Source organism: Pontibacillus marinus BH030004 = DSM 16465 (assembly GCF_000425225.1).
Taxonomy (GTDB): Bacteria; Bacillota; Bacilli; order Bacillales; family BH030062; genus Pontibacillus; species Pontibacillus marinus.
This window is the reverse complement of sequence record NZ_KE384333.1, coordinates 124,967-137,055: the sequence shown is the minus strand read 5'-3', so window position 1 is coordinate 137,055 and position 12,089 is coordinate 124,967. Positions and strand designations below refer to the sequence as shown.

General features: G+C 37.1%; 12 protein-coding genes. 4 read left to right on the top strand and 8 right to left on the bottom strand.

Features of this window, described 5'->3' with window-relative positions:
- Window positions 1-3: 3 nt before the first annotated feature.
- Complete coding sequence (locus H514_RS0119380) at window positions 4-1,410, bottom strand: NAD-dependent malic enzyme (RefSeq protein WP_027448454.1); 1,407 nt, start codon at window positions 1,408-1,410, stop codon at window positions 4-6.
- Window positions 1,411-1,560: 150 nt separating this feature from the next.
- Between H514_RS0119380 and H514_RS0119375 the strand changes: the two genes are divergently transcribed.
- From H514_RS0119375 to rlmH, 3 genes are all read left to right on the top strand, one after another.
- Window positions 1,561-2,868: a Glu/Leu/Phe/Val family dehydrogenase gene (locus tag H514_RS0119375; protein ID WP_051255237.1), complete on the top strand. Its 1,308-nt coding sequence runs from the start codon at window positions 1,561-1,563 to the stop codon at window positions 2,866-2,868.
- A gap of 110 nt (window positions 2,869-2,978) precedes the next feature.
- Window positions 2,979-3,149, top strand: a complete 171-nt coding sequence (locus tag H514_RS24785; RefSeq protein WP_154657420.1) for a hypothetical protein — start codon at window positions 2,979-2,981, stop codon at window positions 3,147-3,149.
- A 71-nt stretch (window positions 3,150-3,220) separates the two neighbouring features.
- On the top strand, window positions 3,221-3,700 hold the full coding sequence (gene rlmH / locus H514_RS0119365) for a 23S rRNA (pseudouridine(1915)-N(3))-methyltransferase RlmH (protein WP_027448452.1): 480 nt from the start codon (window positions 3,221-3,223) through the stop codon (window positions 3,698-3,700).
- A gap of 29 nt (window positions 3,701-3,729) precedes the next feature.
- On the opposite strand, the gene H514_RS0119360 is transcribed toward rlmH, so the two are convergent.
- The 6 genes from H514_RS0119360 to H514_RS0119335 are packed head-to-tail and all read right to left on the bottom strand — an operon-like array spanning window position 3,730 to window position 9,279.
- Complete coding sequence (locus H514_RS0119360; protein WP_027448451.1) at window positions 3,730-4,848, bottom strand: DegT/DnrJ/EryC1/StrS family aminotransferase; 1,119 nt, start codon at window positions 4,846-4,848, stop codon at window positions 3,730-3,732.
- On the bottom strand, window positions 4,832-5,971 hold the full coding sequence (locus H514_RS23545; RefSeq protein WP_051255236.1) for a DegT/DnrJ/EryC1/StrS family aminotransferase: 1,140 nt from the start codon (window positions 5,969-5,971) through the stop codon (window positions 4,832-4,834). The genes H514_RS0119360 and H514_RS23545 overlap by 17 nt, the downstream gene beginning before the upstream one ends.
- Window positions 5,961-6,932 carry a dTDP-glucose 4,6-dehydratase gene (locus H514_RS0119350; protein WP_027448450.1) on the bottom strand — a complete coding sequence of 324 codons (972 nt, stop codon included), beginning with the start codon at window positions 6,930-6,932 and terminating at the stop codon, window positions 5,961-5,963. The genes H514_RS23545 and H514_RS0119350 overlap by 11 nt, the downstream gene beginning before the upstream one ends.
- A 20-nt stretch (window positions 6,933-6,952) precedes the next feature.
- Window positions 6,953-7,612 carry an acetyltransferase gene (locus H514_RS0119345; RefSeq protein WP_027448449.1) on the bottom strand — a complete coding sequence of 220 codons (660 nt, stop codon included), beginning with the start codon at window positions 7,610-7,612 and terminating at the stop codon, window positions 6,953-6,955.
- Between the two features lie 42 nt (window positions 7,613-7,654).
- Window positions 7,655-8,335, bottom strand: coding sequence for an N-acetyltransferase (locus H514_RS0119340; protein ID WP_027448448.1), 681 nt, complete (start codon window positions 8,333-8,335; stop codon window positions 7,655-7,657).
- A gap of 23 nt (window positions 8,336-8,358) precedes the next feature.
- Window positions 8,359-9,279: a glycosyltransferase gene (locus tag H514_RS0119335; RefSeq protein WP_027448447.1), complete on the bottom strand. Its 921-nt coding sequence runs from the start codon at window positions 9,277-9,279 to the stop codon at window positions 8,359-8,361.
- Window positions 9,280-9,447: 168 nt separating this feature from the next.
- Here H514_RS0119335 and H514_RS0119330 point away from each other — a divergent pair, with 168 nt between their 5' ends.
- Window positions 9,448-10,401 (top strand): Gfo/Idh/MocA family protein, encoded by a 954-nt coding sequence (locus tag H514_RS0119330; RefSeq protein ID WP_027448446.1) that lies wholly within the window; start codon window positions 9,448-9,450, stop codon window positions 10,399-10,401.
- A 443-nt stretch (window positions 10,402-10,844) separates the two neighbouring features.
- On the opposite strand, the gene H514_RS0119325 is transcribed toward H514_RS0119330, so the two are convergent.
- On the bottom strand, window positions 10,845-11,843 hold the full coding sequence (locus tag H514_RS0119325; RefSeq protein WP_027448445.1) for a tRNA dihydrouridine synthase: 999 nt from the start codon (window positions 11,841-11,843) through the stop codon (window positions 10,845-10,847).
- Window positions 11,844-12,089 lie beyond the last annotated feature (246 nt).

The window sequence follows — 12,089 nt, the reverse complement described above, 5'->3', positions numbered from 1 at the left end:
TCACTATTGGTCAGGGTTCCTTCTGGCTACTCCAGTCTCTATTGCAGCCTTTATGACAGCGTTTCGGATCGATTGAACAACGTCTTCATTAAATACACTTGGAATGATGTAATCCTCATTCACTTCATCCTCGCTTATGGTAGAAGCGATAGCTTTCGCAGCTGCAAGCTTCATTTCCTCATTAATTTCACGAGCTCGACAATCTAGCGCCCCTCGAAAAATACCTGGGAAACAGAGAACATTATTCACCTGGTTTGGATAATCAGATCGCCCGGTAGCCATCACTTTTGCATATGGTCTAGCCTCATCAGGTGTAATTTCAGGGTGAGGATTTGCAAGCGCAAATACAATCGGATCATTAGCCATCGATTGTATGTTTTCATTTTTAAGAATCCCTGGCGCGGATACACCAATAAAGACATCCGCATCTTTAATGACATCATGCAACGCTCCTGTTTCTTTTTGAGGGTTAGTTTTTCCAGCAAATTCATTCCAACCAGGGCGATCATAAGACAGATCTCTAGTAAGAGCACCTTCCATATCTACCCCGATAATGTTTGTAGCGCCTGCTGTTAGCAACATATTTGTAATGGCCATTCCTGCTGCTCCAATACCACATACAATAATCTTACATGAAGCTATATCTTTATTAACGATGTGTAGGGCATTTAAGAGTCCCGCTAAAGCAACGATGGCTGTGCCGTGTTGATCATCATGAAATACGGGAATGTCGAGTTCTTGTTTTAATCGCTCTTCTATTTCAAAACATTGAGGAGATCCAATATCCTCTAGGTTAATGCCTCCAAAAGTAGGACTAAGGGCCTTTACAATACGAATGGTTTCTTCCGGTTTACAAGGATTAATACAAATTGGGAATGCATCAACATTAGCAAATTGCTTAAAGAGCATAGCTTTTCCTTCCATAACGGGCATGGCTGCTTCTGGACGAATCGTTCCAAGCCCTAACACAGCTGTCCCATCTGATATAACAGCTACTGTATTCCGTTTGATTGTAAATTGATAAGCTAAGTTTGGATCTTCATCAATCGCTTCACAAACACGTGCCACTTCAGGTGTGTACACACGAGACATTTCCTCTCGATTATCAATTTCTACTTTTGAGGACACATGAATTTTGCCTCCAAGGTGTACTAAAAACGTACGATCAGATATGTGTTTGATCACTACCCCAGGAAGCTGCTTAATCGACTGAATAATTCTTTCTTGTTTAGTCTCATCATTCACATTAATACTGATATCTCGTATCGTTTTATGCTTACCTTCTTTAATAACATCAATCGCAACAATATCGCCCCCAACATTGCTAACGATTGTTGCAATCTCACCAAAAGAGACGTTTTCTTTTTCCATTTCTAATCGAAGAATGATACTCATCATTGCTCTAGACATATTGGGCCTTCCTTTCTGTCTTCATACTTCATTAGGATTAGCGTTCCACTACTTTTGGGGAAATATGAGAAGTTTTCGGATTGTATTACATAAGAAGCATGAAATAGAGGCACATTACGAATACAACCATGAGATTGTGGAGGAATGAATATGACTGCAGAAGAACATAAAGTCGAGGCGGATATCTCGACACATGACCAAAATCCATATGATATTGTAAAAGAACTTTTAAAGGAATCTGTTGATAGCTTAGGGTTGGATGAAAGCATTTATCATATTTTGAAAAAACCAATGCGTGTACTTGAGGTATCCATCCCCCTTCGTATGGACAATGGTAAAATGGAGAACTTTACAGCTTACCGAGCCCAACACATAGATATTTTAGGGCCAACAAAAGGTGGGATTCGTTTCCATCCATCTGTAACATTAGATGAAGTAAAAGCCTTGTCTATTTGGATGTCTTTAAAGTCTGCAATCATTGAATTGCCCCTTGGTGGAGGAAAAGGTGGCGTTATCGTAGATCCAGATGAGTTAAACGAACGCGAATTAGAGGAATTAAGTCGTAATTTCATTCGTAAGATCACTCCGATCATTGGGCCGGAAAAAGATATCCCTGCTCCAGATATGAATACAGACCCAGAGGTTATGGGGTGGATGATTGACGAATACGATAAGCTTCGAGGCTATAATATTCCGGGACTCATTACAGGGAAGCCGATTGTTATTGGAGGTTCCCAGGGACGACTTGATGCAACAGGTAGAGGTGTTGTCATTACAATTAGAGAAGCGGCTAATGTGTTGAATATGGACTTATCAAAAGCTACAGCAGCGATTCAAGGATTTGGGAATGTTGGAAGTGCAACAGCTAAATTTTTAAATGAGTTAGGGGTCAAAATTGTAGCTGTAACAGATGCATCTGGTGGAATTTACAAAGAGGATGGACTTGATATTCAGGCGTTAATTGAACATGTGGACCAAGGAGAAGTCATTGCTGATTTTAACAAAGCAGATTCCATATCAAATGATAAGATGTTTGCATTGCCTGTCGATATACTAATCCCAGCAGCAATTGAAAATCAGATAACAGCCGAGACAGCACCAAATATTCAAGCAAAAATCGTAGCAGAAGCGGCGAATGGGCCAACTACTCCAGAAGGGAATGATATTTTGGAGGAGAAAGGTACGTTTATCATCCCGGATATCCTTTGTAATGCTGGTGGAGTAACGGTTTCGTATTTCGAATGGGTTCAAAACACGATGAATTATTATTGGAAAGAAGAAAAGATCAACGGTGAACTAGAAGAGAAAATGATTTCTGCTTTCACACGTGTCCATGATATGAAAAAGGACAAAGAGTGCGGTATGCGCCAAGCTGCCTATATGGTTGGGATTAATCATATTGTTACTGCCTTACGTGCTCGTGGATGGATTAAAAATGGGGATTTATCAAAACTGTAGGATAAGAAACTGGCTCTTAGAAAGAGAGTCAGTTTTTTTATAATTATGGTTACTTTCTAGTATAATGAGGGTATTGACCTACAACGATTGGACTAGGGAGTTGTTTGATAATGAATCGAAACTGGACACCTATTGCGTTTATGGTAGGAGGTTTCATTGGCTATTATATAACAAGTGATTTCTCTGATATTAAAAACGCAATTTTGGCGGGTGTTTTTGCTGGTGTAGGTGGTTTTGTCTTTTTATTACTACAAAAGTGGATGGAGAAACGAAAAGGGTGATCCAGGTGGAGCACTCTTTTTTCATGTAGTAAAATAGAAAAAAGAAGTTGTACGAAGGAAGGAAGATTCTTATGAAAATATCCATCATATCTGTTGGAAAGCTTAAAGAAAAGTACCTTAAACAAGGTATTGAAGAATACATAAAACGCTTAGGCCCATATGCTTCGGTCGATATTCAAGAGGTTCCAGACGAAAAAGCACCGGAAAACTTAAGTGAAGCTCAAATGCTTGAGGTTAAGCAAAAAGAAGGCGAGCGCATTCTTTCAAAAATAGGACAAGATACGTATGTCATCACACTAGAAATTGAAGGGAAGATGATCACTTCAGAAAAGCTAGCAGACCAACTTGATCAACTAGCTACCTATGGGAGAAGTAAAGTTGCGTTTGTAATTGGGGGGTCACTTGGCATAAGTGAGGATGTCCGGAAGCGCTCGGATTTTGCTTTATCTTTTTCAAAATTAACGTTCCCTCATCAGTTAATGCGCTTGATGCTGTTGGAGCAGGTATATCGGGCTTTTCGGATTATGAGGAATGAACCGTATCACAAATAGAATCATTTTTTACCAGGTAAACACTTTCCTTATTCTGAAGTGGAATTAATCTTGATATCAAAAAAATCTCTTATACAGGATATAATATATCCTTGGTGGTCTTCCGTTAGTGTCGGACCAATTGGAAGAGCTAGTATATTCTCAGAAGAGAACTCAGCGACCGGGAATTTTCCATTTTGATAATTTAAATACTTAAATGCCTCTTGTAGATGTAACGGAGTCGGGTAGTAAATAGCGGTGGATATCTGCTTTTGTTGTAGATAATTAGAAAGCTCATTGCGGTATGGTGTTTCAATGCTATATTGATGGAAGGTATGCTCCCTAGTTGTATAAATGGGCGGGGTTTTAACTATATCGGAAAGTTCTCTCGAATAGTTTGTTGCGATTTTTTTTCTCGCTTCTAAAAAAATATCAAGATATTTAAGTTTCTCTAATAATATGGCTGCTTGGATTTCATCTAAACGGCTATTAAATCCCAAGGTCGTATGGTTATATTTTATATTACTTCCATGATTTCTTAGCTCTATCACTTTATCATATAGCTCTTTTGAATTGGTCACAATCATTCCTGCATCTCCGAACGCACCAAGGTTTTTAGAAGGGAAAAACGAGAAACACCCTATGTCCCCTATGCTACCAATTCTTTTTCCTTTATACTCTGTTCCAATTGCTTGACACGCATCTTCAATGACCTTAAGGTTATTTTCTTTAGCAATTTCTAATAAAGAATCCATTTTAGCCGTCTGTCCAAAAATGTGAACAATCATGATAGCCTTCGTCTTTGGCGTAACTGCCTTCTTAACCTCTTGTGGGTCTATATTATAGGTGTTCGGATCAATATCTACAAAGACTGGTGTTGCATCAACATTTGCAATGACTTCTCCAGATGCAAAGAAGGTGAAAGGTGTGGTGATTACTTCATCTCCTGCACCAATACCTAGTGCTTTAAGTGACAATAAGAGTGCATCAGTTCCGTTGGCAACCCCTATACCATATTTGGCATCTACATATTCAGCAATTTGTTTTTCTAATGTTGCTCCTTTATCTCCAAGAATATAGGATGTACTTTCCACAACTTCTTTTATCGCATTCAATATAGGTTCTTTCATTAATTCTAATTCACTTTTTAAATCAACCATTGGAATCATTGGGTTTCACCTGCCTTTTAGACATTTTTACTATAAATTTTTGGATGCAATTACATACTCTTTCAACAGGAATATCCTCATAACAAGGTAACGTTATCGTATGGTTTTCCAGAAAAAGTGCGTTAGATTGTACTTGATTGTACTTCTTTTTATAATAGGATGTATTGCTTAAGCAGTACGTCCCTATAGTGGATTCTATGTTATGATCCATTAGGCATGCTATTAAATCATCCCTTTTAACAGTAGTGGGAACTGTAAAAACAATGGATTGGACATTATGAATAACATTTTGGTCAATCATTTGAGCCTTGAATCCTAATGGTGTTAACAAATCTTCATATTTTTTCTTAATTTGATTTCTATTTTTAATAATAGAGTCCAGCTTTCTTAGTTGAACTATTCCCATAACACATTGTAAATCAGGTAATCTGTAATTGTATCCATAAGTGACAAAATCTAATTTCCCTTTATGAGAAGCAGCACCATGATTTAGCTTTACTTGCAGAAACCTCGCATAATCATCGTTATTTGTTACAATTGCACCACCTTCACCTGTTGTTATCATTTTTCGTGGATGAAAACTGAAGCATGTCAGGTCAGCAATATTTCCAACTTTCTTTTGATTAATACTGCTACCAAAAGCACATGCGCTATCCTGGATTAACGGGATATTATATGATTCACAAATTTTTTTAACCTCAAATAACCCGCTTGGATTTCCAAGAGCATCTACAAATATTACAGCTTTTGTTTTATCAGATATTTTCCTTTTTAGTTCATAAGGCCTCATATTAAAAGTATCGAGGTTTACATCAGCAAATATAGGAGTTGCCTCTAAATCTTCTACCACGTTCACTGTTGCTGGGAATGAAAAGTCTGAGATAATTACTTCGTCACCAGGACCAACTTTTAGCGTTTTTAATGCCATAGTTAAGGATGTGGTAGCTGAAGTAGTAAAAAAACAATATTTCGAATCTAAATAGCTGTTAATTTCATCTCGGAATTTGTTTACGTATTCACCTTTTGTAAAGATCCCAGATTCAAAAATTCTCCGATAATCGGATTCTACTTCATCGAAAGAAATATAAGGTTTAATTAATCTGATCTTGTTCTCATTTTCCATTTTGAATAACACCTTTATACCAGTTTACGGTCTTTTTTAGACCTGAATCAAAATCAGTCATAATTACTTTATCATTAAGTGAATTAAGCTTTTCATTGCTTCCTAAATGGATTTTAACATCAGATACACGTTCCTCTTTACGAATAATTTCACCTTTATACTGTAAAATGGTAGCGATTTTGTTAATAACATCATTTATAGGTATTTGATTATTGGAGGAGATATTTACACATTCACCTGATGGGAGTTTTTGGTACACATTTAGAACAGCCTCGATTGTATCTGATACGTAAATAAAGTCCCTCATTTGTTCTCCGGATCCATGAATTTCAGGGGTTTCTCCGTTTAGTATTTTTTGAACTGTTCGAGGTATAACCCCCGCGAGTTTGCCTTTATAATTTTGTCGTGGTCCATAATTGTTAAAGGGCCTTACAATAAAAGCATCTACCCCGAACATTTTGACATAGCTTTGCAAGAGAATATCCGCAGAAGCTTTCCCCGCTGCATAAGTCGTCGTTGGAAGCAGTGGATGAGATTCATCCATAGGCTCATAAACTGCTGAACCATATACCTCAGAGGAAGAGAAATGGCATAATGTTTGATATGCTTGCTTACGTTGTAATTCTAATAAATTCTTTAGTACAATCACATTTGTCATGTAAGCATTGGCTGGGTTATAAAAAGAATAGTTGAGTGCTTTTGTTGCACAATTAAAAACGACGTCAATTTGATGTCTATCAAAGATATATTGTAATGTTCCTTCAATTTCCGCATCATCAGTATAAAGAATCAATCCCTTTTCTAATGCATCCTCTAAATTATGCCTATTCCCAACAAAGAAATTTTCTACTGTGATTACTTGTTTAGCCCCTATTTTTATTAGATGATCAATCAAATGACTCCCGATGAATCCCCCTCCGCCTGTTACTAAGATGGTTTTTCCTTTAAGCAATGGCCTCATTTTTCACACTCCTGGAGAATTTATTCATTAGTCGTTTTTCTTAAAAAACTTGCTGGAGAACCTACCATAACACTGTTCTCTTTAACGTCAGACAGAACAACGCTTCCCATTCCAATTAGTGATTGATCTCCAATTGTAATATCTTCGATGATAGAGCTATTTGTTCCTAAATAACAACTCTTCCCTACCTTGACTCCGCCAGAAATACAAACTCCCCCTGTAATACAAGTGTAATCATCAATGAAATCATCATGGCTGATTACTGAATTAGGGAGAACCATCACCTGGTGTCCAATTTTTACGTTTGAAGCAATAGTTACATTTTGCAGTATGACAACTCCTTTCCCAATTTGAGCTGTTTCCGATACGGATGCAGTGGGGTGAATAATTGTTTCAAACCTATTCAATGGGATATGAGTATCTTGAATAATTTTATTTCTTCTAAAGAAGTTCCTTTGACTTCCGATTCCATTTACGAAAAAACATGAGTTTCCAAGATTTTGTGCAATATTTAATGGACCTATTACTTCAATATTTAGGAACTTTTTACCCCATTTTTCTTGATTATCATCTAAAAAACCAATGCATCTATAGGTTTCTTTATCCTTATTAATTTCATTGATCGCATCTATGATGTCCAGACAATTACCTCCGGTTCCTAAAATCACAATATCTTTCAACCCGTCACCCCCTTTTGTTACAAATAGTTTTGTTTTATGAAACTATTTTTTCATAGAGTTGGCTGGTACTCCTGCTATCTTTTCTCCGTCCTGGATATTTTTTGTAACTACAGAACCAGCACCAACAATTACGTCCTTTCCAATCACCACATTTGGAAGTAAGGAAGAATTATTCCCTATTTTTGCATTTTCCTTAATAGTAGGACCTTTGAGTTCATACTTTTCTGCCCCCATGTATTTATCATTGGACATGGAAACACAAGGTCCAATAAAAACATGATCTTCAAGAGTTGTATCTCCTGTAACATATGCTAGTGTCTGAACGGTACAAGCTTTTCCGATTTTTGTATTAAGTTCGATTATTGCTCCTCTGCCTATTACGGATTCAGAATCAACTAATACATTTTCTCGAATACTTGCATGATCTCCAACGAATACATTCTTAGAAATAATACTGCCAGAATAAATAGATACAATGTTTCCAATATAGGTATTATCTTTTATGATCAACTTATTTCCCATCTCATCAGACTTGCGCATTCTTGTATTTCCACCTTGTTGTATTCCAATAACACAATTACAACCAATATTGACGTTATCGCCTATTACTGTACCCTTCAAAATTACGGTATTGTGCCCAATGGATACATTTTCCCCAATGTCAACTTCATCTTCAATAACGACAAATTCCCCTTTTTTTAAGCTATTTGGATGATTTTCCATTGCAATCCCCCCGTTCTATTAATCTAGTTAGTTGAAATAATCTCTTCGATTTTATCAACTAACTGTCTCGCTCTTATTTGGATGGTATGATTATTTAAAATAAAATTGTATCCTTGTTCAATAATCTTGTTCCGGAGTTGTTCGTTTTCTAAATAGTATTGTGCTTTGCTAGAAAAGTCATTTTCTGTAATGGGAACAAAATGTACGCCTGGAATAAAGCCTAAATCCTCAAGTTCGGGGAAGGTTGGTGCCATCAGTAAAGTTTTACAAGCTGGAACCTCGAAGTACTTTAATACTGGGTATTCTAATGTAGAGGGATCTGTAAAGAAGATCTTTGCTTTATTAATTTCCTTGGCATAATTCTCTCCTAGCAGCAATTCATTTTGTTCTTGATTTGAAAAATTCCTATATCCAGGGTGCATTTTATAAACAAACCCCTGATTGTTATTGTAATAGTTTTTTATGATTTTTCTGAGCGGATAGAGATTAGTTATCACACCTAACATCAACATGTCATTTTCCTTTGACAGTTTATAATCCCTAATGATAGCTGGATTAATAAAGTGAGGGAACCAGATGAATCTGTCTTTGTAAAATGGGTATTCTTTGTAAAATCTTTCACGAACAACTGAAAATAGGTATTGAATATTATTTTTCTTAATATAAGAATCCCTCATTCTGAGACGATGAACATCATTAATAAAAAGCCCTGCTGGTATTTCCGTTTCCTCAAGGCCGTCTACAATAGGGCCAAACCCCCCGATGTCATTTAATATTAAAATAAAGTCTGGCCGTGCAGGGAGTTTCTCTAAAATATCTTTAATGTTTCCGGATTCTTTCCATATCATCAGGTTTGTTAATTTTTTCAGCTCTTTTTCTAAATAAAAGTAATTTTTAAAGATGAGGTTCGACGTGTCTTTAGTGATGAATAATAGGTTTAGCATAAAAATTTACCTCCTCATTAAACTGGTATTTATTATGTTATATGTGAAGGACTGATAACTTGTGTAAACCATATTTCTTTTAAAGCACCTAATTTTTGTTCATAGCATCACCCTCTTTTATTTCCTTCATAGGATGCTATTATTACAGCATAAAAAAGGAGATTGGAGATGGAAGTTGGAGTTATAGGAGCTGGATCGATGGGGGAAAATCATATAAGAGTCTATTCAAATTTAATAGATCATTGTAAGCTTGTGGGAATTTATGAAGTAAATGAAGAAAGGGCAATTGAGGTGTCTAAAAGGTATGGAGTAAAGCATTTTAAAAGTTTAGATCAGCTTCTTCAATCAGTAGAAGCAGTGAGCATTGCTGTTCCAACAGAATATCACTATGAAATAGGACTAAAGTGTATAGAACACAAGGTCCATATGTTGATAGAGAAGCCCATTGCGAAAACCGTTGCAGAAGCGGAAGATTTAGAAGAAAAAGCAAAAATTGCGGGTGTTAAGATACAAGTAGGGCATGTTGAATTATATAATCCGACAGTGGAAATCTTAAAAAAAATACTGGTTAACGAAAAAATTATAGCTATAGATGTTCACAGACTTAGCCCGTTTAACAGGAGAATCGAGAGCGTCGATGTTGTACATGACCTCATGATTCATGATCTTTATATTCTATATCACCTGTTGTCTGATGAAATTGATACATTTGATGCTATAGGGAGATTTTATGATAATACCATTAAGCATGCGATAGCCATTGCTACATTCCAAAAAGGTACGATTGCACAACTTACTGCCAGTTTTAAAACAGAAGGGAAAATCCGTACAATTCGAGTGATTACAGAAGATGCCTTTATTCAAGCAGATCTATTAAACAAGACTATCCTTATATCAAGATCTACAAGTTTTTTTGTGAATTCTTTTAGTTCTAACTATAATCAACAGAGTATTGTTGAAAAAGTGATGATTCCACAAAAAGAGCCTTTATCAGTTGAACTAGAGGAATTTTTAAACAATATCCAAAATAACAAAGATCCTGCCATTACCGCTAAAGACGGAATAAAAGCTCTATCCATGACGACAGCTATAAGTGAAAAAATAATATCTAAAAGGAAGTAGTTTCACCCCATATTTACCTTCTCTTCTTTACAAATACTCTTTTCACAATCACTGTTAAGGCGCATCTGGATAAAATAAATTACACGAGAAAAATAAATCAAACCATATAGAGCTCAGTAAAATCTATCCTCCAAAACTCTACTGCTAATCCAGTCAAAGAGGTAAAAGGTAGAAATAAATAACCCTCGTATGGTGTCACATTTTCACTAGGGTTATTTATTTTATTACATAAAATTAGACAGGTTTGTTTTTCATACAGAAGTCCCCATAGAAAGATGATAACAACTTGATAAACCATAGTGGTGAGGTTGTTAGTACAATGCTAGGCACCAGCTTGATTGCCTCAATTCTCTTTTTGTTTATAAAAAGAGAGAAGAGCACGAATGGCTCTCCTCTCCTTGTGAAAATCTATGAATGATTCGGTTCAAAGGAAGGGTCTTTATTTAGGAAATAGAAAAACCTTCCTCTTCTTTTACTCCATTTTTCTCTGTAAACTCGTCAAGCAGAGCACGCACTTCATCAGTAGATTCTGTTTCCATCAACTGATTTCTTAATTGACTTGCTCCGCGGAATCCTTTTACGTAAATCTTAAAGAAGCGGCGAAGTGGTTTAAATAGACGTGGCTCTAACTCTGCAGAATACTTATCATGAAGATCAAGCTGCAGACGTAAAAGATCAAGTAGTTCTTCGCTCGTGTGCTCTTTCTTTTCTGTTTCGAAGCAGAACGGATTGTGGAAGACTCCTCGCCCAATCATCACTCCGTCGACACCATATTTTTCAACAAGTTCAAGTCCCTTTTGACGATCAGGGATGTCCCCGTTGATGGTCAGAAGTGTATCAGGAGCAACTTCATCACGAAGCTTTTTGATCTCCGGAATCAGCTCCCAGTGAGCATCGACGTTACTCATTTCTTTTTTCGTACTGAGGTGGATGGAAAGATTGGCGATATCCTGTTCCAGGATGTGCTTCAGCCAGTCGTGCCATTCCTCGACTTCTGTATAACCAAGACGAGTCTTCACACTAACGGGCAGTCCTCCTGCTTTAGCTGCCTGGACAATGTCCGCTGCAACATCCGGACGACGGATCAACCCACAGCCTTTTCCTTTCGTAGCGACATTAGGTGCAGGGCAACCCATGTTGATATCGACTCCACGGTACCCCATTTCAGCCATACCAATACTCATTTGTCGGAAGTATTCAGGCTTATCTCCCCAAATGTGGGCGACAATCGGCTGTTCATCCTCCGTGAACGTCAGACGCCCGCGTACGCTGTCTCTTCCATTCGGGTGGCAGTAGCTTTCCGTATTCGTAAACTCTGTGAAAAACACGTCAGGTCTCGCTGCTTCACTCACGACATGACGAAAAACGACATCCGTAACGGCTTCCATTGGTGCCAGAACAAAAAACGGACGCGGCAATTCATGCCAAAAATTATCTTTCATAATATATCTTAACCCTTTCCTTAAGGGGAAAATATCCCCAAAATTAAAAAGCGAAACTGTCTCTGTCTTATTTTAACTAGTTAGGCTGAAATTCAACCATTACATATCTTAATAGTATCGTACCAAAAGTGCAAGGGAACGAGCGTCTTATTTAGCAAATTCCTCCTGGAAATGAATCCTATTTTCAAAGATGGAGCACAGGGGAACAGCAGAATGAACCGTACAATATGCCCCCCTCCAGATTCA